Source organism: Methylobacillus rhizosphaerae (genome assembly GCF_900187985.1).
Lineage (GTDB): Bacteria > Pseudomonadota > Gammaproteobacteria > Burkholderiales > Methylophilaceae > Methylobacillus > Methylobacillus rhizosphaerae.
The window spans coordinates 32307-52116 of sequence record NZ_FZOA01000001.1; the positions used below are offsets into that span (position 1 = coordinate 32307).

Consider the following 19810-nt stretch of genomic DNA (forward strand, 5'->3'; position numbering starts at 1 on the left):
ATCGCATGAGAGTGTAAGGCGCATCCTGATCTTGTCAGTACAGTGGGTAATGATGAAGGGAGTGTCGGGATTATTTGATTAATATCAATTATATAGAGAAGAGTTAATGTGTGGGTGTTCGCTATTAGTCTTCAGGATATTTATGGAGACTGGGGTGTGAGAATATCCCGAATATTCTGCCTTGATAACATTTGTTAATAATTCTTCTGGTTTGGAGAGTAGGAGCTCCATGCTCGCGATGGTTGATAGGTCATAGACTTCTGTTTATGCCATCAATGCTGTACCGTCCGCTTCCTTGAGTCAGGATGGCAAACAACATCAGGGCCAGCAGCAATGGGACCTTGAATCCTAGGCCTGCCTCTGTTTCAATCTGATTCCATCCTGTCCAACCCAAATCAAAGTGGACGGTATATACAGCGACGAATGTGACGTACAACAAGCCGAGTGCTGCAAATCGACTGTAAAGGCCGAACATAAGCATTAAGCCAAATGTGATTTCACCTGCCCCCGCAGTGACCCAGTTCAGGTTGGAGCCAAGAAAGTACAGGGGGAAGGGAAATTGCAGACTGCTGAACCATGCGGGAGCATCAATGCCACCACTGAGCTTGGTATAGCCGGCAAACAGGAACTCTTGTGCTGCGCCAATCCGGAGAGTCAGCAACCCGATATCATGTATCTTCTCTATCGCTTTCGCGTGCAAGGAATGCCAGGAATTCATCTTTCATATCTCCATAATAATGTGAGGTCCATGCAGACTGGCGAATGAATGCCTGCAGTAATGCTTTCCATGCAGGCTCTCCCAATTGTTGCCGCAGCTCGGGGAAGTGAGCCTCTATCATTTGGCTGGCCCCGAGAAATACCAGGTGCCGATAAGTACGCATTCCCGACTCTGTATATCCAGGAGGAATGGTTTCGGTAGCCCCTCTTATGTAGAGGTAGAAGTCTTCAGCCATGATAGTTCCTGATTGATTGTGACCATGGATGGAATATCGTTATCCCATTCCAGGAGGATGGGGATGTTGTGAAGTTCATGTAACCTGAGCGCCGCTTCTCGGGTTGTGGCTTCAACCGGCCGGCTGTGAGTGTCAATGTAAAGGTTGAAGCGCTGGTCGAATTCATGGCCTGCCACATGCATGTAAGTGACCCGATGTAGGTCCAGTTTGGTCACGAAATGGTGCAAGTCTGTCTGCTGGTGATTCTTGTGATTGACCGCAATGTTGTTGATGTCCAGCAATATATTGCAGTCTGCTCTTTCAACGACTCGCATCAGAAACTCTACTTCGCTCATGTCGCCTGTGTTGGTGTAGTAAGTGGTGTTTTCTACCGCAATCCTGGTTCCGAGCACGTCTTGGACTTCCTTGATGCGATCACTGACGCGGATGACTTCACTCTCAGTAAAGGGAATCGGAAAAAGATCGTAGAGTTGATGTGCGTCACCGCTTGCTGCGAGATGGTCGGAATAATATTCCGCACTGATATCTATCATGAGCTCACGTACTGCTTTGAGAAAGTCATGCTGGATGGGCGCTTGCCCGCCCAAACTGAGTGACACACCATGCAACCTGACCGGGCGACCAGAGTCCAATAGCTTGTAGAGGGGAGTCCTGTCGCGCCGAATCCAGTTCTCCGGCGCAACTTCAAAAAAATCAGCATGAATTGCCGATATGTCCCATCCTGCCATTTCACCCCGGTAGCCTAGTCCAGTCATTGCTGTTTCCTTATTTCTTGGAGCAAGACGCTTCTTTTTTACTGCAGGAGGATTCCTTTTTCACGCTGGATGCATCCTGATGTTCGGAAGAAGCTTCTTTCTTGGAACAGGATGCGTCCTTTTTCTCGGCAGATGCCTCTTTCTTGCTGCATGAGCCGGCACTACATTTTTTCTCGGCAGGATTACCGGCTAGTGCAGAGGTGGCGATGATGGCGGTGGCGAGTGCAGCCAGGTGTTTGATATTCATGTTGATACTCCTATTGTGTGGTTGAATTGCATGGTGAGTATTCACGATGCCCCATTGCTAATACGTGATTGCTCAAGTCATGGTTACACTGGTGCTAAAAAATAATGTGGATATTTTTTTTGGTATCGCTGTAACCTTTACTCCTTCCCCAACGAATTCTTTGAACCATGATGGAAAAAGAGCTGCGTACATTGATGTTGGGGGCTTTGGATGGCAATGCCGAGTCTTACCGCTATTTTCTGCAGCAAGCCAGTTCGCTATTAAGGGCTTATTTCAGGCGGCGACTGACCGCTGCCCCGGATGAAGTAGAGGATTTATTGCAGGAGACATTGCTGGCTATCCATGCCCAGCGCCATACCTATCGCAGGAGTGAGCCATTGACGCCGTGGCTGTATGCAGTGGCACGTTACAAAATGATTGATTGCCTGCGGCGTCGGTCACGGTATGAGGCTTTGAATGATCCTTTGGATGATGAGGCAGAATGGCTTGCTGCCACTGATGAGGAAGCGTATGAGTCCAAGAAGGATCTGGGCAGAATGCTGGAAGTTTTGCCTGTGCATCAGCGTTTACCCATTCAATATACAAAGCTGGATGGGATGTCTGTGGCAGAGGCGGCGGCAATGACGGGAATGTCTGTCTCTGCAATCAAAGTGGGCGTGCACAGGGGAATGAAGGCGTTGGCAAAAATATGGAAGGAGCAGGCATGAAAACCGATGAGTTGATCAAGATGCTTGCAACGGGCGTATCCCCAGTCCGGTCTCTCATGGCTGAGAAGCTTATTGGCATGGCGTTGCTGGCAGGTAGCGTAATCTCGCTTATTTTGCTGTGGATGATCTATGGCATCAGGCCCGATCTTGGGGAAGTCAGCACCAGTGTTGCTTTCTGGATGAAACTGGGCGTACCGCTGGCTAGTGTCGGGATTGGGCTGGTGTTGATATTCATTCTGGCCCACCCCGGTAAGCGTCCCGGCATAGGCTATTGGGCGCTTGTTATTCCAGTAGCCGTACTATGGGCTTGGGCTATCTGGACTTGGGCCGCAGCAGACCCAGGTATACGTCCTGAATTATTGTGGGGTAAAACCTGGAAAGTCTGCATATTGAATATTACTTTCCTGGCTTTGCCTGTGGGGGCTGCAATACTATTCGCTTTGCGTCGTCTGGCCCCTACCAGGCCGGTACTGACTGGCGCAATTGCGGGCTGGTGCGCTGGCGGTGCTGGTGCGAGCGTCTACGCACTGCATTGTCCTGAAATGGCGGCACCTTTCCTGGCTGTGTGGTATGTGCTGGGTATGATGGTGCCGAGCGCAATCATGGCTTATCTTGGACATCGTTGTTTGAGATGGTGACAATCCATGAGGCCATTGACAGACGGGTGAGGATGCCCAAATGAAAAAGGCTGGTTCATTTCTGAACCAGCCTTTTGAATCAGGTTGGTGGCCAGGGGCGGAATCGAACCGTCGACACGCGGATTTTCAATCCGCTGCTCTACCAACTGAGCTACCTGGCCACTCTTTGCGTCAATCAACGCAAGACCGGCATTATAGCGAACTTCTGTATTTCGTCCAGAGGAAATGCGAAATTTTTTGTGTTTCGTCCATGCATTTGAAAAATTCCTCTGCTCGGGTATGCTCCACAGGCCTGATTCAGAAAAGCGTTCTCATGATGCAGTATATTCAACCCGATTTTTGTATTGTCCCTGTGGATACCTCCCTGCGTGCGGCATTGCAAAGTGTTATTGATAACAAGACCAAGCCATTGGGTGCGCTGGGTATGCTGGAATCCCTGGCCTTGCAGGTGGGGTTAATACAGCAGACCTTCTCACCTGTGCTGCAGCAGCCGGTCGTGTTGGTGTTCGCCGGGGATCACGGCATTGTGGAAGCAGGCGTTAGTCCCTATCCTCAGGCGGTGACGCAGCAGATGGTGATGAATTTTCTGGCTGGTGGTGCAGGTATCAATGTGTTTGCGCGCCAGCATGAGATGCGGATTCGCGTGGTGGATGCAGGCGTGAATCATGTGTTTGCCGCCCACCCCGGGCTGGTGGATGCCAAGGTGGGGATGGGGACAAGGAACTTCCTGCACGAGCCAGCGATGTCGGCGCAGCAGTGTGCACAAGCCATTACAAGCGGTAGAGCATTGGCCCGGGCAGAGGCAAGTGCTGGCAGCAATGTGATCGGATTCGGTGAAATGGGGATAGGGAACACCACTTCGGCATCCGCGTTGGTCGCTATCCTGTGTGGTTTGCCTGTAGAGCAGTGTGCAGGCCGTGGCACTGGTCTTGATGATGCCGGTGTCCAGCATAAGGTGCATGTGATCCGCCAGGCCATGGATCGGCATGAGGTCGACCCGGACGATGCTTTGGCAGTGCTGGCAACTTTTGGCGGGTTTGAGGTCGCCATGATGGTGGGAGCCATGTTGGGAGCAGCAGAACAGCGTATGGTGTTGCTGATTGATGGGTTTATTGCCACAGCGGCATTGCTGGTAGCCAGCCGGATAGCGCCGGCTATCCTGGATTACTGTGTGTTCGCCCATTGCTCGGATGAATCGGGGCATGGCGTGTTATTGGAACAGTTGCAGGCGCGGCCATTATTGAATCTGGGTTTACGCCTTGGCGAAGGCACAGGTGCTGCGTTGGCGTATCCGCTGTTGCAGTCGGCCGTGAATTTTCTCAACCAGATGGCTTCTTTTGATTCTGCCCATATCAGCCGCCAGGAGTCCTGATGAAGAAGCAGTGGCGCTTGTTCCTGATTGCATTGGCTTATTTTACTCGTATCCCGTTGCCGCCTATCCGGGATTTCGCCGCTGAAGAATTGCATGATGCTGCGCGGTATTTTCCAATGGTGGGCTGGGTTGTCGGCGGTGTTGCGGGCTTGGTGCTGTATCTTGCTGTCCTGGTATTGCCACCGGAAATTGCCGTGATCCTGAGTATGATCGCCACAATCTTGGTGACTGGCGCATTTCATGAGGATGGCCTGGCTGATACGACTGACGGGCTTGGCGGCGGATGGGAAAAGCAGCAGGTGTTGAATATCATGAAGGATTCGCGTATTGGCAGCTATGGCGCCATTGCGCTGGTATTGGCACTGTTGCTCAAGTATCACAGTCTGGTGCATATTTCCCTGGTGCTCCTGCCATGCGTTATGTGGGCATCCCATGCATTGAGCCGCCTGGCCGCGGTATTGCTGATGGTGCAGCAGGAATACGTACGTGAAGAGGGCAAGGCCAGGCCTGTGGCGGGTAATTTTTCTGCTGCTGATATAGTGATCGCCCTGTTGGGTGGGCTGGTACCCCTACTGTTCCTGCCTGTATATTTATGGTGGGCATTGTTGCCTGTTGCCCTGGTATGGTGGTGGTTCGGCCGCAGGCTGAAGCGGCGGCTCGGCGGTTATACCGGAGATTGCCTCGGGGCAATGCAGCAACTGACGGAATTGGCATTTTATATTGGCATCTTGATCTGGAGTTTGTAATTGGAAATTTACTTGATTCGTCACACGACACCGGATGTGATACCGGGTACCTGTTATGGACAAAGTGATGTGGATGTAGCGGCAAGTTTCATGGATGAATTTTCTGCCCTGTGTCCCAAGCTCCAGCATTTGAAGGAACCTGTCATCTATAGCAGCCCGCTGCAGCGATGCGTCAAGCTGGCAGAGTCGGTTGCCGCGATTTTTAATCCGCAACAATCAGTCCAGCTCGATACCAGGTTGATGGAGCTGAATTTCGGTGCCTGGGAAATGCAAGCCTGGAATGATATTCCTCGCGGGCTGGTGGATGTCTGGGCGGAAGACCATGTCCGGCATGTGCCGCCAAATGGAGAGTCCTATCTGCAGCTTGCAGAGCGGGCACAGACATTCCTTGCAGACTTGCGGCATACGGAGCAACCTGTGCTTGTCTTTACGCATGCAGGTGTCATTCGTGCCCTGACTGGCCATGCTCTGGGTCTGCCGCTGGTGCATACCTTCAAACTGCAGGTGGATTATGCCAGTGTCAGCAAGATTGTGATTGAGGAGAAGTTGAGCAGCGTGGGTTTCGTCAATCGCTGATGCAGGTCAAGAGGCCGGAGGCAGTTTGTCCAGCGCGGCTGTAAATCTATCCCAACCATTTTCCGGCGGCAGGCCGATGCGCAAACCATTGTATTGTGTGAAATGGCGTGTCCAGATGCCATGACGCGCAAGTTCTTGATGTAAGTGTTTACTATGGCTGGTATGTAGCCATTGGAACAGTGAGCAGCCACCTACCGGATGCAATCCATATTGTTGTAACAGGGCAGCCAGTTGCTGGCTTGCTGCTGTCAGTCTGGACATATTGGCGTGCTGCCAGACTTGGTCAGTGAGTGCTGCATGCGCCACGAATTGCGCAGGCCCTGTCACCGGCCAGGGACCAAGCAGCTCGGCAGCTTGGTCGAGCAATGTTGTTTCTGCCAGCAGGAATCCCACACGTGCGCCAGCCAGGCCAAAGAATTTTCCCAGTGAACGTAGGATGATCAGCTCGGGCAGGTGGCTGGCAGGTGCGAGGCTATGCTGTGGCGTACTGTCCATGAAGGCTTCGTCCACGATCATCCATCCGCCATGGGAGGCAAGGGTCTGGTGCCATGCCAGCAGCGCATCCGGTTCGATCAGCCTGCCGGTCGGGTTGTTGGGGTTACAGAGCAGCAGTACATCCGTACGCTGCAACAGGGCATGGTCAGGGAGGTGTGCTATTTCAGTGACGATATGGCCATGCTGGCGCCAGGCATGTGCATGCTCTGCATACATGGGGCCGAGTACTGTCACTCGACATGAAGGTCGCAAGCGGGGCAGGGTTTGGATGGCAGCCTGTGACCCGGCGGTGACGAGAAGATGGCGGGCACCATAATAACTGGACGCTGCCTGTTCTAGCTGCCTGTCAGGCTCGGGCAGGCGTTGCCAGGCTGCCGCAGGGATATCGGGAATGGGGTAGCCATATGGGTTGATGCCGGTGGAGAGGTCAAGCCAACTTGGCAGGGGGATGCCATATTGCAGGCTGGCTGCATGCAGGTTGCCGCCATGTTCAAGCATGCCATGCTCCGACCAGTACGCTTCCCGCCAATATAACAATGCACCAGAGCACTGTGCTGCGATCCACCAAACGCACGGCAGCCTGGATAGTGGCCGCTGTTGCTGCTGCTCCTGATCCCAGGGTAGGGCGCAGTTTATCTGTACCGTGGTAACGCGCTTTTCCGCCGAGCATGACGTGCAAGGCACCAGCCCCGGCTGCCATGACAGGCCCTGCATTCGGGCTGTACCACGTATGCGCTTGTTGCTGCCAGCAGCGTAATCCGCTCCTGGTATGGCCGCACAGCGCGTAGCTGAGTGCGGTCAACCGTGCAGGAACCAAGTTCAGCAGATCGTCCAGCCGTGCAGCAACCCAGCCAAAATGCAGGAATCGGGGAGTGCGGTAACCCCACATGGCATCCAGCGTATTGGCGAGGCGGAACAGCACGGCACCGCTGCCACCGAGCAATACAAACCAGAATATGGCGCCGAAGATAGCGTCATTACCGTTTTCCAGGACAGATTCCACAGTAGCTGTGGCTATTTCTTCTTTGTTGAGGGAAGCGGTGTCGCGGCTGACCATCATGCCGACAGCAGTCCGGGCAGCGGGCAGATCGTGCTGGATGAGGGCCGTGTAAACGCGCAAGCCATGTTCTTTGAGACTGCGGGCGCCGAGGGCAAAATACAGCAGTACAATATCCAATAGCCAGCCATGGGTGAGATGGGTGAGCCACCAGGCCATGCCAAATGCTGGCAGCAATAATATCAGCCATGCCAGAATGCCGAGTAAACGTGCAGTAAACGGCGCGTGAAAATGATTGAGCTGTTGTTCGAGGTGTGAGGCGAGGTGACCGAAACCGACCAGCGGATGCCAGCGGCCAGGTTCACCCAATAATCTATCCAGCCATAATGCGGTAATCAGCAGGGCCGGAGTCATAAGAAAAATGAAGGGAAATTGCGCCAATGACATATGCCAAAACATTGATGATCCAGGGTACCACTTCTGATGCGGGCAAAAGCACGCTGGTGGCTGCGTTATGCCGGGTATTGTACCGCAGGGGGGGGCGTGTCGTGCCGTTCAAGCCGCAGAACATGGCGCTGAATTCTGCCGTGACCAGCGATGGTGGCGAGATCGGGCGCGCACAGGCAGTGCAGGCACAGGCCTGCGGACTTGCGCCACATACCGACATGAACCCAGTTCTGCTCAAGCCGAATAGCGATACTGGTTGCCAGGTAATCATCCATGGCCAAGTGGTTGGCAATCAGGAGGCACAGGCCTATCACGATTACAAACCCCAGGCACGCGAAGCGGTGATGGCGTCCTGGCAACGGCTGCGTGAGCAATATGCATGCATTATGGTCGAGGGTGCTGGCAGTCCGGCGGAAATCAATCTGCGCCAGAATGATATTGCCAATATGGGGTTTGCCGAAGCTGCAGATTGCCCCGTTATCCTGATCGCGGATATCGACCGCGGAGGCGTGTTCGCGCATATTGTTGGCACACTGGCCTTGCTGTCCGAGTCTGAGAGAAAGCGTATTGTCGGTTTTGTCATCAATCGCTTCCGTGGAGATATTGCCCTGTTACAACCTGGCCTGGAGTGGCTGGAGAAGGAAACCGGCAAGCCTGTGATCGGCGTACTGCCCTATTTGCGCAATCTGCATCTCGAAGCCGAGGATTCCATCATCCATGAAGTCCCGGACAAGCCACAGACCTGGCTGCGTGTTATTGCCCCAGTGTTGCCGCATGTCAGCAATCACACGGATATGGATGCATTGCGCATGCACCCTCATGTGGATTTCCAGTTCATTGAGCTGAATGAGGCAATGCCGCCAGCGGACCTGATTGTGTTGCCTGGCAGCAAGAATGTACGTAATGACCTTGCCGCACTCAAGTCGCATGGCTGGCAGGAAAAGATTGCACGGCACTTGCGTTATGGCGGCAAGGTGCTGGGTATCTGCGGTGGTTTCCAGATGCTGGGGCAGAAAATCCATGATCCTCATGGGGTAGAAGGGGAGCCGGGCTCCAGCGATGGTTTCGGTTGGCTGGAGATGGAAACCAAATTGACCAAGAAGAAGCACCTCAAGGAAGTTGAAGGCAGGCTTGCTTTCACCGATGTCACGGTGACGGGTTATGAAATTCATATGGGTGTGAGCCATGGTCCTGCCTTGAAACGGCCTGTGCTGTATATAGGTACTCAGGCAGAAGGCGCTATGTCAGAGGATAAACAGATAGCGGGTACTTACCTTCATGGTGTATTTGATCATGCGCAAGCAACCCAGGCATGGCTGGATTGGGCTGGATACAACCAGATGGCGCAAACCCAGGAGGAAATCGCACATTACGATTATGTTGCGCTGAGAGAATCCAGCCTGGATCGACTGGCAGATGCGGTAGAAGAACATCTGGATTGGGGCAGGCTCCAGGCATTCATCAGTTAAATCAAAGAGATTTCATCTATTGGAGGGATGCATACTGATTTAATTTACATTAAAATGAGAACAATTCTTATTTTAATGTGTGCCATGGCTATGGACTCTTCGCAATCAGTGCATCGCTTGTATCTTCACCATCATCGCTGGCTGCATGACTGGTTGCGGCGCAAGCTGGGCGATTCTTTTGTCGCAGATGACCTTGCCCAGGACACTTTCGTTAGCATCATGGCTGCGGATAAAGTGCAGGAAATCCGCGAGCCGCGACCATTCCTGGTGACAATTGCTCGTCGCCTGATGGCGCATCGCTACCGTCGGCAATTGCTCGAAACCAGTTATCTTGAAATGCTGGCCGGTCTGCCAGAGGCCATGGTGCCAGCGCCTGAGGCGCGTTTGATGGCGCTGGAAGCGCTGCAGCAGATTGACCGGGCATTGGACGGTTTGCCGCCAGCAGTCAGGGAAGCCTTTCTCCTGGCCCATCTCGAAGGGTTGAGCTATGCGGCTATTGCCGAGCGCCTCCAGGTGTCTGCCAGCTCGGTCAAACAATATCTCACAAAAGCCAATCGCCAATGCTTGTTTGCATTGATGGTGGCATGACGTTCTTATGTCGATCCCAGTATCCACACATTATTCCCAACATTCGCTGTTAATTGGTGGCAGGCATATCAGCGCTGCAGCCGCAGACCAGGCTGCCGAGTGGCTGACCTTGCTGATGTCTGGGGAGGCAACGCCGGAAGACAAGTTGCGATGGCAGCAATGGCGCGAAGCTGACCCAGATAATGAATGTGCCTGGCAACACATTGAGTCTGTCACAGGATGGCTGGGGAATATGCCAGCGCAAGTGACATATGGTGCACTTTCTCCTTATGCGCAATCAAAAGCCCCAATTTCGACAGGACGCCGCAAGACGATAGCCTTACTTTCTGGTGCGGTTGTGCTGCTGGGTAGCGGTGCTCTGGCCAGCCGGAGCAATATGTGGAAGCTGGCAACGGCTGATTACAGGACTGCAGCGGGGGAGCAACGCAGCATGACTTTGGATGATGGCACCGTGGTGACGTTGAACACGGCTTCTGCCATTGATGTGCGCTTTGATGAATATGCCAGGGTCGTGCATTTGCTATCTGGCGAAATTGCATTGATGACCAGGCATGATGTTGCGGGACAAACCAGTGATCCGCGACCACTGTATGTGCAGACTGCGGAGGGAAGTATCCAGTCGCTGGGTACGCATTTTAGCGTACGGCAGTGGCAGGGACATACCACTGTGGCGGTCTTGCAAAGTGCGGTAGAGGTTGTGCCTGCCCAAAGCCCGATGACGCATATCATCGTCAAGCAGGGGCAGTCTCTGCTGTTTACCAGCCGTGATGTTGCTGGCGAGCCTGCACCCATGGAAGAACAGCAGCTGGCCTGGTTCAAGGGCCAGATCATTGCAGACAATATGCGGCTCGGGGATTTCATGGCGGAACTTGCACGTTATCTTCCCGGTATTGCGCGTTGTGAGCCGGAAGCGGCAGACCTGAGATTCTCCGGTGTTTTTCCATTGAATGACATACCGGGCATCCTGACCGCGCTACCCAGGGTTCTGCCAGTGCGTGTACGGTCACGCACGCGTTATTGGGTCAGTGTGGAGATTGCAGCTTAACTATTTCAGCAAAATGTCTGCCCGATTTTTTGTTTCGCGGCACTTACCTTGTAAGAGAGTTGATTTTTCATTCATTCATTCATTACAAGGGAAACGATATGTCAGGCTGGAAACGCCATCTCGAGCAGTCAGTACGATCAGAAACAATAAGCAGGCAATCTGTGGCGTATGCGGTTGCCATGTTGCTGTCCGCAGGTAGTTATTTCTATTTGCCAGCATCTGCGTATGCAGGGGCGACAACAGAAGCCAGTCCAACTGGGCACGTGCAGCACTACGACATTGCTGCAGGACAATTGGCGCCTGCGCTGCGTAGCCTGGCAAGTAGTGCCAATGTGCTGCTGACCTTCACAGATGCGCAGACCGCGGGAAAAACAACGGCTGGTATTGCCGGTCAATACACCTTGCCCGCTGCCTTGTCTGCTTTGTTGTCAGGTACAGGGCTGGAAGCAGTGGCGCTGGATACCGGTGGCTATGTGTTGCGGCCGGTGGCGAAGATGTCAGGCAGTGCTGATACCCTGCCAGAAGTGCAAGTAACGGCGAAGGCAGGGCCTGGAGTCTTACCCTCAGCGTATGCGGGTGGCAGGTTGCCAAGGGTGCGCGACTGGGGCTGATGGGGAATGTTGAGGTGATGGACACGCCATTCAGTGTCACCAGCTACACGGTCAAGACGATTGAAGACCAGGGCGCGCGTACTGTGGCTGATGTGTTGAAAAATGATGTTTCGGTACGCTATGCCACATCGGATGGTCATCCGTTCGAGAATTTCCGCATCCGCAATTTTGCCGTCAACCAGAACGAAATGACGATTAATGGTCTGTACGGGCTGGCGCCTTATGGCCATACGCCGATCGAGATGTTCGAACGAGTTGAACTGCTGCGTGGCCCGAGTGCTTTATTCGCCGGTATGGCACCGGCTGGCGCGTTGGGCGGAACCATCAGCCTGGTACCCAAGCGTGCAGGTGAGGAGCCGCTCAACCGCGTGACGCTGGACTATATTTCAGAAGGGCAGTTTGGTACTCGCTTCGATCTGAGCCGCCGTTTTGGAGAGGACAAGGCATGGGGGATACGCCTGAATGGTTCGTTCAGTGATGGCGATACCGAGCTGGATGGTCAGTCCAAACAACGTCAGTTTCTCTCGGCAGCATTGGATTACCGCAATGATGGCTTCAAGGCTTCGCTTGATACTTATTACAGTAAGGAGAAATTCAGGGGAGGCACGCCTGCGGGTATTCTCTTCAGTAATGCTGTGGGTGTGCTGAAAACGCCGGATGCCAGCTCAAACCTGTTCCGTGATGCCTATGGCGAGTCAGAAAACAAGGCGGCTCTTCTCAGTGCTGAATATGCGTTTAATGATAATGTGACCGCTTTTGCCAACATTGGTGCACGTCACGGCAAAGTGGCAGGATTTTTCACCGGGTCATGGGCGCGGGTCTCGGCAGCTGATGGTACTGCATCGCTTTCCATGTCCGGTCAACGCATGTACGAAGACAATGTGAACACTGAAGCAGGGCTGCGCCTGAATTTCATGACCGGTACTGTTGGCCATGAAATGACGCTCCAGGTATCGCGCCTGAAAATGGATTACGGCTATGATGCTACTTCGAGCAGCGGTATCATCAATATCTACGACCCAGTGAACGTGGCGATGCCTGCCCTGGCTGGCTCGGCGCTCAAATGGTCTGACAAGACATTCGACAGTCTTGCGCTGGTGGATACCTTGTCCATGCTGGATGACAGCCTGCGCCTGACGCTGGGCCTGCGCCACCAAAGTTTCAAGGTTGATCCTACGGCAGCAGGCATAGCGGTTGGCGGCGAGGTTGACTATGATGAGCACGCAGTGACGCCTGCATTGGCTGTAGTCTATAAACCATGGGGTCCGGATATTTCCTTGTATGCCAGCTATGTGCAGGGTTTGAGCCAGGGGAATAGCATCCGCATGGACAATGGCTATGTCCGCAATCACGTGTTTGCACCATATAAGACCGAACAGAAGGAAGGCGGCATCAAGTGGAATGCGGGCACCTTTACCAATACACTGGCGCTGTATGAAATCGAGCAGCCGACGCTGATCTCCTTTGCCTCAGGCGCGGGCATGGATGCGACCGATGATGGGGAAAAGCGCGTACGCGGCCTGGAGTGGAATATTTTCGGCGAGTTGAGCGACAGTGTGCGTGTGTTGGGTGGTGTGGCTTATGCCAAGAGCGAGCAGACCAAGACCCAGAACGGTACCTATAACGGGTTGGCAGCACCTGGCGCACCGCGCTGGCAGGGCAACCTGGGAGTGGAGTGGGATGTGCCAGGCAGCAATGGCCTGACCCTGATCAGCCGGGTCCAGACCAGCTCCAGCCAGTACCTGACCAGTGACAATACGTTGAAGCTGCCAGGATGGGGAGTGATGGATGTGGGCGCTTGCTATGCGACTAAGCTGCAAGGGCGCAATGTCATGCTGCGTTTGAATGTCTACAATTTGTTTGACCGGGATTACTATTCAGGTGTCTTCAGGGAAGGGGCGGCAATTGCTACAATTGGCGCGCCACGCACTGTATCCGCTTCGGTAACAGTGGATTTTTAATGGCACCTGATTGAATTGCCCGGCCGGATGTATGTGTCCGGTCGGGTTTGTTGTTTTATGGAGCGAGTGTTATTTCATGCCGATTTTTACCTTGGGTGGCCTGGCCGCCATCATATTGGGTTGCCTCAGCATTTATGCTGCATCGCCCAATCAGCGCTGGTGGTCTGAACCCTGGCCGCAGTGGCCGGCCCGTATTGCAGGGACTGGCTTGCTGCTGCTGGCCTGGTTGGCACTGGCGCAGGATATGCAGCGATTGACGGCCGCATTTGTTTTCATGACCACGCTGATGCTGGTATTCGTGTTATTGCCTTATCTTGGAGCACTGCTACATGTCCGCCGTACCCGCTGAGATGCCTGCCCCTGAAGTTACCAGGCGCAAGAAGCCAGATCCTGTCAGGCCGGATTGGACCTCCAAAACGCTGGCCGGGCTGTTGCTCGGTCTGGCATTGTCACTGGCTGTCGTCAGCAGGGAAAGCCGGATGACATGCCTGCGCGCAATCCTGCGGATATGCTGCCGCCTGCACAACTGGTAAAGATCGCGAAAGATGTGGCACCGGGGTTCGTTCCTGGTGGATTGCAGTATGTGCAAGTGACAGGCGCGCGGCCTACGGTACGTGTCTGGGGCAAGGACCCGGCAGCTGTTTCACCGCGTGCATTAGGTGGTTTTGCTGCCATTGATCCTTATAGTGGAAAAATACTGACTACTGATTTCATGCCTGGCCAGCAGGATACGGCCAATCTGTTCATCAGCAGTTTCTTTGCACTGCACATGGCTTCTTTTGGTGGCACATCTGTGCACTGGTTATACTTCCTGCTGGGGCTGGCAGGGGCCTGGCTGTTTTATAGCGGCAACCTGCTGTGGGTGGAATCACGACGCAAGGCTCAGCGGAAAGGCGGAGAGATGCCAGTACAGCGCCGCGATACATCACTGATGGCATCTGCCAGTATCGGTGTGTGCCTGGGTTGTGTGGCCGGGATATCGCTGACCATTGCCGCAGGTAAATGGTTGCCCGGCCGGGTGGACGATATGGCCACATGGCATATGGGTATTTATTACGCGGTTTTCTTCGGTAGCATTTTCTGGGCATTCATACGCGGGGCTGCACGCACTATCGTGCCGTTGCTGTGGCTGGCAGCTGCGAGTACCGCAGCGATTCCCCTGACTTCATTGCTGGCCTTATGCCTGCCGGGGCTGAGCCTGTGGGTCGACAGTACAGCTCTGGGCGTAGATGTGACAGCATTTTTCGGTGTGCTGGCGCTGGCCTGGATGGCACGGACTACTGCGCGGCGTGTACAGCATGGCCCGGCCGACAGCATATGGTCTGGGCGCCGGACTACCGTAGTGCGGGAGGCAACTGCAGCCTGATTGCATATTTAGCCTGAGACTTGATTGCCGGCAGCAAGCGCTGCGCAGGCTGCACGGCAGCATAGTCACCAATACCGATGGTGAGTTTACGCAATGTTGATGCTGCGCTGGAAGTATTGATATTCCTGTAACGCAGGCATCGCAGATGTAAGCACTCTCTCGGGAGTGCTTTTTTTTATCCATGCCGGACAAGTTATAATCCGGAATTGCATCAGACCCAATATCAAGGAGCTCCAATGACCAGCAGCGTGCAGAATGAAGACCCAGGCAAGAAACTTGGCATCATTGCCTTGTTGCTTTCAGTGTTTTGTGTGCCCTTGATGGGCGTCGTGGTCGGTATCCTTGCCTTTTTCAAGTCCCGTTCCGCGGGACACAGCAATTTGTTTGCCATTCTGGCTATCATCATCAACCTGATCTATACCGTGCTGCTGCTGTTTTTCCTTGTGAGTATTTTTTATGTTTCCAAGGCAGCCTTGGAGCAACGCAAGCAAGAGGATGCCTTGGAGACACTGATCCTGCAACAGCAGAAAGAAGAGCGGGCCGAAGGCAATGTGGATACTGACCGCATTGCGGAAGAGCTACAGGCCAAACTGGAAATGTTCCATCAGGAATATGGTGTCTATCCCTCTTATGGCAAGTTACTTTCCGAGCGCGGTCCGTTGATCTTGACCGAGGAGCAGCGCGAAGTGCTGGTCAATACGGCAACCCCGCGCAGTACGCGCGTGGGGTTCCAGGCCTGCGTGGCTTCCAATGGCGTGAGCAGCGGAGTAATGCTCCGGCCAGGCTCCGGCAATACTCCATTGATTGCAGGGGATTGCAGCAATATCGCGGCTAGGCGCGAGTAGGCTTCTATGTCCTGGTCAGCAGGGCAGATTGCCATTGTGGATTGTGGCGTATCATTCCTGTGCCTGCACCGTGACAGTCTGCCCCATGCATTCCACCACCTGCCCAGCGCGGATCTTGGCGGTCTTGCGTATTTCCGGCTGACCATCCACTTGCACTAACCCTTCGGCCACCATGGTCTTACCCTGGCCGCCGGAGTCGGCAATACCCACAAGTTTGAGCAGGTTGCAAAGCTCGATATAGTCGCCGCACAGCGTGAATTCCATGGTTGATCCCGGTGATGATTGAATGCCTGCGATTAGACCATGTTTTACTCGGTCAAGAAACGAGCTCGGGCCTGGTTTCGCGTAAAATATTATCCAATTCATTGATGCAAGGTGTGTGGCATGCAAGAACTCTCACAAGCAGTATCACGTTTTTCGCAGGTAATCGCCGCATTTGACGCACGCAATGCGCAAGATTCCAACCATACGCTGGTCGATGGTGTTGCGGTACCCAAGGAGCTGGCCTATGCCCGGCGCATGACGGAGATGCTGCAACGCTATGCTCCGCAAGCGTCAGTTGCGGTGCAACTGGCTGCGCGTTGCCAGCATATCGAGCGCTGGACCTTGCCGCGTGATGCTTACCCGATGACCAAGCCTGGTTATCACCAATGGCGGCGCAAGCTCAAGGAATACCACGCCCAGGTGGCACGCGAGATCATGCAGCAAGTTGGCTACGATGCTGACACCATGGATAGGGTAGCAGCATTGGTCAGCAAGGATGCGCCGCTGGCAGATGCCGAGATGCAGATGCTGGAAGATGTGATCGTGATGGTGTTTGTCGAACACTACCTGGAAGAATTCGTCGGTCAACATCCTGAATATGATGTGCCGAAATGGAAGGACATCCTGCGCAAAACCTTGCGCAAGGTCTCACCTACAGGGCATCAGGCCTTGCTGACGCAGGTGAAACTACCGCAAGCCTTGGTGCCGTTGATTCAAGAAGTCATGGCAGAAGGAGGGTAGATTCCCGCCGCTGATTGAGTCAATCAGCGCTCCAGTCCCTGAGTGGGTGCTCCAATATGTTGTCGTTGTAGGCATGCAGGACTTGGGCAATAACCACCTGGTAGCCATTGAGCCAATCGCCCTGCGCGGCTTTGGCTTCAAGGTGTTTGGGGTGCTGCATGAGTTCATGCAACCCGCTCATATCCGTCCAGTAATATACGGTGCAGATACGCCCATTCTGCGGGTTTTCCCAGGCTTCTTCTCCGACATAGCTCGTGGTTTGCCGCGCAAAAGCAGCTATTTCCTCATCCAGCCGATGAAAGCGCTCATCAAATTGTTTTTTCTCGAAAATGAAGGTGGCGGCAAACATCGCCTTATTCTTTCAATGCCAACGGCAAGCCAGCAGCAATAAAGCTGACTTTGTTGCAGAGCGCAGCCACTGCCTGGTTGAGCCGTCCGGCTTCATCCTGGAACTGGCGGTTGATTTCCCCCAGCGGCACGATGCCCATGCCGACTTCGTTGCTCACGAACAGTATTTTCCCAGGCAGGGCAGGCAATGCTTCCAGCAAGGCGCTGCGTTCCGCCTGCCAATCCACGCCTTCTGGCGGTGCGCATTCCGGGCAGATGCATTGCGCCAGCCATAAGGTCAGGCAATCCACGAGCAGGCAGCGTCCGGGCCTGGCTTCTGACCGCAGTGTATCAGCCAGTTTGTGCGGTACTTCCACGGTCCGCCAGTGTGCCGGGCGGCGTTGCTGGTGGTGGCTCACACGTTGGCCGAACTCGCTGTCATATACCTGCGCGGTGGCGATATAGACGACCTCCAGTCCGCTTTCGCTGGCGAGCTGTTCCGCATGGGCACTCTTGCCCGAGCGCGCGCCGCCGAGGATCAGGTGATGGTCGTGTGCGTTCATGTTCAACTCCAATGTTTGCTGTGTGCCTGTTGGACGCCCCAGCGTTGTATGATTGTCTGCAACTGCTTCAGACCGTGCGTGATGGCGGCGGGGCCGGGTTGCAGGATGTCGGCGGACTTGATTTCATGTACTTGTCCTGATTGCACGGCAGGAATGGTATGCCATTCCGGTCGGGCCAGTACTTGTTCCGGCTGGAATTTCTTGCCGCACCATGAGCCGATGATGATGTCAGGCTGGCGCCGGATGACTTCATCTGGCGCAATGATGCGGTCTTTGGCTGATTTGCAGATGGACAGTTCGGAAAAGCAATCCACGCCGCCAGCGATTTCTATCAGTTCGGCCACCCATTGAATGCCACTGATGAGCGGATCGTTCCATTCCTCGAAATATACCTTGGGCCGGGACGATAGATGACTCGCCATTTCAGTTGCTCGCTGCATGTGGTTGCGCAAATCCATAATCAGTATTTCCGCACTCTCTGTGGCGTAAGTGAGTGCTCCCAACGTGGCTATCATGTCGAGGATGCCCTGCACTGAACGCTGGTTGAACACATGCACCTCCACTCCCGCACGGATCAGTTCCGCGGCAATATCTGCCTGTAGGTTGGAAAACGCCAACACCAGGTCTGGTTTTACCGCAAGAATTTTTTCAACCTTGGCGGTGCTGAATCCCGAAATCTTGGGGTGTGCTTTGCGGGCAATTGCCGGGCGCGTGGTGAAGCCTGAAATACCTGCAATGCGTTCCTGTTCTCCCAGCAGGTAAAGCACTTCTGTGGTTTCCGCAGTCAGGCAGGCAATACGTTGCGGACCTTTCACTCAGTGGCGCTCCAGCTGTTTTCCATCATCAGTTCCGACAAGGGGCGTTCTTTTGCCCAGCCTTCTTCTACCAACATCGGGTGTTTGTAGAATTCCTCTACATATCCCAGGCAAAGAATGGCAACAGGCTTGGCTCCTTCAGGCATGCCAAGCAGGGAAGCCAGCTTGACCGGGTCGAAAATGGAGACCCAGCCCATGCCCAGTCCTTCAGCCCGGGCGGCTAGCCACAAGTTCTGGATGGCGCAGGCCACGGAAGCCAGATCCATTTCTGGGAGTGTGCGGCGGCCAAAGATAAAACGCTCACGGTGGTCGCACAAACCCGCAACCAGTAACTCGCCGCATTGCAGGATACCTTCCACCTTGAGGCGCAGGAACTCTGATTCACGCTCTCCCAGGGCATGGGCTGTCTGCATGCGCTCTTCCTGCACCAGGTCATGGATGGCGTGCCGGAGCTGGTCGCTGGTGATGCGGATGAAGCGCCAGGGCTGCATCAGGCCGACACTGGGCGCGTGATGAGCTGCATCCAGCAGTTGATGCAGGATTTCTGGCTCTATCTTGCCTGGCTTGAAATGCCGCATGTCGCGCCGTTGCTGGATGGCACGGTAGACGCCGGCAATCTCACAATCGGTAAAGGCAAACTCCCTGTTCATATCAGGCTGGATACCAAGGTTATCAGGAGTTGGCGGAGCGCAATGACCGCACGTGGCGATAACCCTGCGCTACCAGCCAGATCATGGCGAAATACATCATGGGATAACCCAGGGAGACTGGCAGATAGTTCCAGCCGTGCTGGATAGTCTCGTGCAGGCCATTATTGGGGAAGCGGCCCGAAAACAGGTAATAGGTCTGGGTGGAAATCACAAATGCCAGGAATGTCGTGAGCAGGGTGACCGGCAGGTAGCGGGATAGGGCAAAGGCATCAGCCTGCCGTGCGAGCCAACGCCCGCCCAACCACATCACGCCATAAGCCGGGACCAGGCCCCAATACGCATCCGTCAGGCAGAAGGCAAAGTAGGAGTTCCACGCGGCAGCACCGAAATCAATGGTGGCTGCGACCAGGAAGAAGAGCACAAACCAGGCTGCACGGCGCAGCAGGATGCCGCCCAGCAAGAATACGGCAAGGCTGGCGTCCGGCAAGGCCACGCTGGTCAGCGCATGGCTACTGCGGGTGAGCAGCATGAAAAAAAGCAGCAGGATGGCAATGCCGCTCTGTTGCAGCAGGGAATGTTGGTTGGGTTGGACATTCATGGTGAGAATCCAAATGGCTGGAAAGCAGTGATGA

Annotated in this window: 27 protein-coding genes and 1 tRNA gene; 15 read left to right on the top strand and 13 right to left on the bottom strand. The window is 54.3% G+C overall.

The annotated features are described in order from the left end of the window. Nucleotides 1-250: 250 nt before the first annotated feature. From CHB59_RS00120 to CHB59_RS00135, 4 genes are read right to left on the bottom strand one after another with little or no spacing between them, the layout of a single operon-like run. Complete coding sequence (locus CHB59_RS00120; protein WP_089374208.1) at nt 251-718, bottom strand: DoxX family protein; 468 nt, start codon at nt 716-718, stop codon at nt 251-253. Then, nucleotides 669-953 carry an HvfC/BufC family peptide modification chaperone gene (locus CHB59_RS00125; protein ID WP_089374209.1) on the bottom strand — a complete coding sequence of 95 codons (285 nt, stop codon included), beginning with the start codon at nt 951-953 and terminating at the stop codon, nt 669-671. The genes CHB59_RS00120 and CHB59_RS00125 overlap by 50 nt, the downstream gene beginning before the upstream one ends. Beyond that, nucleotides 926-1708 carry an MbnB/TglH/ChrH family RiPP precursor modification enzyme gene (locus tag CHB59_RS00130; RefSeq protein ID WP_089374210.1) on the bottom strand — a complete coding sequence of 261 codons (783 nt, stop codon included), beginning with the start codon at nt 1706-1708 and terminating at the stop codon, nt 926-928. The genes CHB59_RS00125 and CHB59_RS00130 overlap by 28 nt, the downstream gene beginning before the upstream one ends. A 10-nt stretch (nt 1709-1718) precedes the next feature. Continuing rightward, a complete protein-coding gene (locus CHB59_RS00135) occupies nt 1719-1955 on the bottom strand; it encodes a hypothetical protein (RefSeq protein WP_089374211.1) in 237 nt (78 codons plus the stop codon). Between the two features lie 167 nt (nt 1956-2122). Here CHB59_RS00135 and CHB59_RS00140 point away from each other — a divergent pair, with 167 nt between their 5' ends. Together CHB59_RS00140 and CHB59_RS00145 are read left to right on the top strand one after the other, a co-directional pair. Beyond that, a complete protein-coding gene (locus CHB59_RS00140; RefSeq protein WP_089374212.1) occupies nt 2123-2662 on the top strand; it encodes a sigma-70 family RNA polymerase sigma factor in 540 nt (179 codons plus the stop codon). Then, on the top strand, nt 2659-3300 hold the full coding sequence (locus tag CHB59_RS00145) for an NrsF family protein (protein WP_179212018.1): 642 nt from the start codon (nt 2659-2661) through the stop codon (nt 3298-3300). Before CHB59_RS00140 ends, CHB59_RS00145 begins: the two co-directional genes overlap by 4 nt. Nucleotides 3301-3385: 85 nt before the next feature. On the opposite strand, the gene CHB59_RS00150 is transcribed toward CHB59_RS00145, so the two are convergent. After that, nucleotides 3386-3461: transfer RNA gene (locus CHB59_RS00150), tRNA-Phe, on the bottom strand. A gap of 152 nt (nt 3462-3613) precedes the next feature. Here CHB59_RS00150 and cobT point away from each other — a divergent pair. The 3 genes from cobT to cobC are packed head-to-tail and all read left to right on the top strand — an operon-like array spanning nt 3614 to nt 5994. Next, on the top strand, nt 3614-4672 hold the full coding sequence (gene cobT, locus CHB59_RS00155; protein ID WP_179212019.1) for a nicotinate-nucleotide--dimethylbenzimidazole phosphoribosyltransferase: 1059 nt from the start codon (nt 3614-3616) through the stop codon (nt 4670-4672). Further along, nucleotides 4672-5418 carry an adenosylcobinamide-GDP ribazoletransferase gene (locus CHB59_RS00160; RefSeq protein ID WP_089374215.1) on the top strand — a complete coding sequence of 249 codons (747 nt, stop codon included), beginning with the start codon at nt 4672-4674 and terminating at the stop codon, nt 5416-5418. Before cobT ends, CHB59_RS00160 begins: the two co-directional genes overlap by 1 nt. Further along, on the top strand, nt 5419-5994 hold the full coding sequence (gene cobC, locus CHB59_RS00165) for an alpha-ribazole phosphatase (RefSeq protein ID WP_089374216.1): 576 nt from the start codon (nt 5419-5421) through the stop codon (nt 5992-5994). It begins immediately after the preceding gene. Nucleotides 5995-6000: 6 nt separating this feature from the next. Here cobC and cobD read toward each other — a convergent pair whose 3' ends face one another. Together cobD and cbiB are read right to left on the bottom strand one after the other, a co-directional pair. Continuing rightward, a complete protein-coding gene (gene cobD, locus CHB59_RS00170; protein ID WP_089374217.1) occupies nt 6001-6987 on the bottom strand; it encodes a threonine-phosphate decarboxylase CobD in 987 nt (328 codons plus the stop codon). After that, nucleotides 6980-7933 carry an adenosylcobinamide-phosphate synthase CbiB gene (cbiB, locus tag CHB59_RS00175; protein ID WP_089374218.1) on the bottom strand — a complete coding sequence of 318 codons (954 nt, stop codon included), beginning with the start codon at nt 7931-7933 and terminating at the stop codon, nt 6980-6982. Before cbiB ends, cobD begins: the two co-directional genes overlap by 8 nt. Before the next feature lie 14 nt (nt 7934-7947). On the opposite strand from cbiB, the gene CHB59_RS00180 reads away from it, so the two are divergent. From CHB59_RS00180 to CHB59_RS00215, 9 genes are all read left to right on the top strand, one after another. Next, complete coding sequence (locus CHB59_RS00180; RefSeq protein WP_089374579.1) at nt 7948-9402, top strand: cobyric acid synthase; 1455 nt, start codon at nt 7948-7950, stop codon at nt 9400-9402. Between the two features lie 84 nt (nt 9403-9486). Next, on the top strand, nt 9487-9990 hold the full coding sequence (locus CHB59_RS00185) for a sigma-70 family RNA polymerase sigma factor (RefSeq protein WP_245834977.1): 504 nt from the start codon (nt 9487-9489) through the stop codon (nt 9988-9990). 7 nt (nt 9991-9997) lie between these two features. Further along, nucleotides 9998-11035 carry a FecR domain-containing protein gene (locus CHB59_RS00190; protein WP_089374220.1) on the top strand — a complete coding sequence of 346 codons (1038 nt, stop codon included), beginning with the start codon at nt 9998-10000 and terminating at the stop codon, nt 11033-11035. A 98-nt stretch (nt 11036-11133) separates the two neighbouring features. Continuing rightward, entirely contained in the window at nt 11134-11646 is a 513-nt protein-coding gene (locus CHB59_RS00195; protein WP_143738671.1) for an STN domain-containing protein, read from the top strand. Then, entirely contained in the window at nt 11646-13607 is a 1962-nt protein-coding gene (locus CHB59_RS00200) for a TonB-dependent receptor (RefSeq protein ID WP_089374222.1), read from the top strand. The genes CHB59_RS00195 and CHB59_RS00200 overlap by 1 nt, the downstream gene beginning before the upstream one ends. Nucleotides 13608-13683: 76 nt before the next feature. Continuing rightward, complete coding sequence (locus CHB59_RS00205) at nt 13684-13956, top strand: hypothetical protein (RefSeq protein ID WP_089374223.1); 273 nt, start codon at nt 13684-13686, stop codon at nt 13954-13956. After that, nucleotides 13937-14140 (top strand): hypothetical protein, encoded by a 204-nt coding sequence (locus tag CHB59_RS11615; protein ID WP_143738672.1) that lies wholly within the window; start codon nt 13937-13939, stop codon nt 14138-14140. Before CHB59_RS00205 ends, CHB59_RS11615 begins: the two co-directional genes overlap by 20 nt. Next, a complete protein-coding gene (locus CHB59_RS00210; protein WP_089374224.1) occupies nt 14092-14973 on the top strand; it encodes a PepSY-associated TM helix domain-containing protein in 882 nt (293 codons plus the stop codon). Before CHB59_RS11615 ends, CHB59_RS00210 begins: the two co-directional genes overlap by 49 nt. Before the next feature lie 236 nt (nt 14974-15209). Further along, the gene (locus CHB59_RS00215) at nt 15210-15818 is read left to right on the top strand and encodes a hypothetical protein (RefSeq protein ID WP_089374225.1); all 609 of its coding nucleotides are present in this window, start codon (nt 15210-15212) and stop codon (nt 15816-15818) included. A 51-nt stretch (nt 15819-15869) separates the two neighbouring features. Here CHB59_RS00215 and CHB59_RS00220 read toward each other — a convergent pair whose 3' ends face one another. Next, the gene (locus tag CHB59_RS00220) at nt 15870-16082 is read right to left on the bottom strand and encodes an RNA-binding S4 domain-containing protein (protein ID WP_089374226.1); all 213 of its coding nucleotides are present in this window, start codon (nt 16080-16082) and stop codon (nt 15870-15872) included. A gap of 120 nt (nt 16083-16202) precedes the next feature. Between CHB59_RS00220 and CHB59_RS00225 the strand changes: the two genes are divergently transcribed. Then, nucleotides 16203-16823 (top strand): DUF4202 domain-containing protein, encoded by a 621-nt coding sequence (locus CHB59_RS00225; RefSeq protein WP_089374227.1) that lies wholly within the window; start codon nt 16203-16205, stop codon nt 16821-16823. Between the two features lie 19 nt (nt 16824-16842). On the opposite strand, the gene CHB59_RS00230 is transcribed toward CHB59_RS00225, so the two are convergent. The 5 genes from CHB59_RS00230 to CHB59_RS00250 are packed head-to-tail and all read right to left on the bottom strand — an operon-like array spanning nt 16843 to nt 19776. After that, the gene (locus CHB59_RS00230; protein ID WP_089374228.1) at nt 16843-17172 is read right to left on the bottom strand and encodes an antibiotic biosynthesis monooxygenase; all 330 of its coding nucleotides are present in this window, start codon (nt 17170-17172) and stop codon (nt 16843-16845) included. A gap of 4 nt (nt 17173-17176) precedes the next feature. Beyond that, a complete protein-coding gene (cobU, locus tag CHB59_RS00235; protein WP_089374229.1) occupies nt 17177-17713 on the bottom strand; it encodes a bifunctional adenosylcobinamide kinase/adenosylcobinamide-phosphate guanylyltransferase in 537 nt (178 codons plus the stop codon). A gap of 2 nt (nt 17714-17715) precedes the next feature. Further along, a complete protein-coding gene (locus CHB59_RS00240; protein WP_089374230.1) occupies nt 17716-18528 on the bottom strand; it encodes a cobalamin-binding protein in 813 nt (270 codons plus the stop codon). Next, a complete protein-coding gene (gene bluB, locus CHB59_RS00245) occupies nt 18525-19178 on the bottom strand; it encodes a 5,6-dimethylbenzimidazole synthase (RefSeq protein ID WP_089374231.1) in 654 nt (217 codons plus the stop codon). Before bluB ends, CHB59_RS00240 begins: the two co-directional genes overlap by 4 nt. Before the next feature lie 22 nt (nt 19179-19200). After that, a complete protein-coding gene (locus CHB59_RS00250) occupies nt 19201-19776 on the bottom strand; it encodes a hypothetical protein (protein ID WP_089374232.1) in 576 nt (191 codons plus the stop codon). Nucleotides 19777-19810: the final 34 nt, after the last annotated feature.

Bases quoted from the DNA above. Each gene is read 5' to 3' on its own strand.
- CHB59_RS00230 (WP_089374228.1), bottom strand. From the start codon at position 17,172: ATGTTTGCCGCCACCTTCATTTTCGAGAAAAAACAATTTGATGAGCGC.
- cobT (WP_179212019.1), top strand. From the start codon at position 3,614: ATGATGCAGTATATTCAACCCGATTTTTGTATTGTCCCTGTGGATACC.
- CHB59_RS00140 (WP_089374212.1), top strand. From the start codon at position 2,123: ATGATGGAAAAAGAGCTGCGTACATTGATGTTGGGGGCTTTGGATGGC.
- CHB59_RS00220 (WP_089374226.1), bottom strand. From the start codon at position 16,082: ATGGAATTCACGCTGTGCGGCGACTATATCGAGCTTTGCAACCTGCTC.
- CHB59_RS00120 (WP_089374208.1), bottom strand. From the start codon at position 718: ATGAATTCCTGGCATTCCTTGCACGCGAAAGCGATAGAGAAGATACAT.
- cbiB (WP_089374218.1), bottom strand. From the start codon at position 7,933: ATGTCATTGGCGCAATTTCCCTTCATTTTTCTTATGACTCCGGCCCTG.
- CHB59_RS00210 (WP_089374224.1), top strand. From the start codon at position 14,092: ATGCCTGCGCGCAATCCTGCGGATATGCTGCCGCCTGCACAACTGGTA.
- CHB59_RS00225 (WP_089374227.1), top strand. From the start codon at position 16,203: ATGCAAGAACTCTCACAAGCAGTATCACGTTTTTCGCAGGTAATCGCC.
- cobU (WP_089374229.1), bottom strand. From the start codon at position 17,713: ATGAACGCACACGACCATCACCTGATCCTCGGCGGCGCGCGCTCGGGC.
- CHB59_RS00190 (WP_089374220.1), top strand. From the start codon at position 9,998: ATGTCGATCCCAGTATCCACACATTATTCCCAACATTCGCTGTTAATT.
- CHB59_RS00195 (WP_143738671.1), top strand. From the start codon at position 11,134: ATGTCAGGCTGGAAACGCCATCTCGAGCAGTCAGTACGATCAGAAACA.
- CHB59_RS00125 (WP_089374209.1), bottom strand. From the start codon at position 953: ATGGCTGAAGACTTCTACCTCTACATAAGAGGGGCTACCGAAACCATT.
- CHB59_RS00205 (WP_089374223.1), top strand. From the start codon at position 13,684: ATGCCGATTTTTACCTTGGGTGGCCTGGCCGCCATCATATTGGGTTGC.
- CHB59_RS00200 (WP_089374222.1), top strand. From the start codon at position 11,646: ATGGGGAATGTTGAGGTGATGGACACGCCATTCAGTGTCACCAGCTAC.
- CHB59_RS00130 (WP_089374210.1), bottom strand. From the start codon at position 1,708: ATGACTGGACTAGGCTACCGGGGTGAAATGGCAGGATGGGACATATCG.
- CHB59_RS00215 (WP_089374225.1), top strand. From the start codon at position 15,210: ATGACCAGCAGCGTGCAGAATGAAGACCCAGGCAAGAAACTTGGCATC.
- CHB59_RS11615 (WP_143738672.1), top strand. From the start codon at position 13,937: ATGTCCGCCGTACCCGCTGAGATGCCTGCCCCTGAAGTTACCAGGCGC.
- cobD (WP_089374217.1), bottom strand. From the start codon at position 6,987: ATGCTTGAACATGGCGGCAACCTGCATGCAGCCAGCCTGCAATATGGC.
- CHB59_RS00135 (WP_089374211.1), bottom strand. From the start codon at position 1,955: ATGAATATCAAACACCTGGCTGCACTCGCCACCGCCATCATCGCCACC.
- CHB59_RS00180 (WP_089374579.1), top strand. From the start codon at position 7,948: ATGATCCAGGGTACCACTTCTGATGCGGGCAAAAGCACGCTGGTGGCT.
- bluB (WP_089374231.1), bottom strand. From the start codon at position 19,178: ATGAACAGGGAGTTTGCCTTTACCGATTGTGAGATTGCCGGCGTCTAC.
- CHB59_RS00145 (WP_179212018.1), top strand. From the start codon at position 2,659: ATGAAAACCGATGAGTTGATCAAGATGCTTGCAACGGGCGTATCCCCA.
- CHB59_RS00250 (WP_089374232.1), bottom strand. From the start codon at position 19,776: ATGAATGTCCAACCCAACCAACATTCCCTGCTGCAACAGAGCGGCATT.
- CHB59_RS00160 (WP_089374215.1), top strand. From the start codon at position 4,672: ATGAAGAAGCAGTGGCGCTTGTTCCTGATTGCATTGGCTTATTTTACT.
- CHB59_RS00185 (WP_245834977.1), top strand. From the start codon at position 9,487: ATGGCTATGGACTCTTCGCAATCAGTGCATCGCTTGTATCTTCACCAT.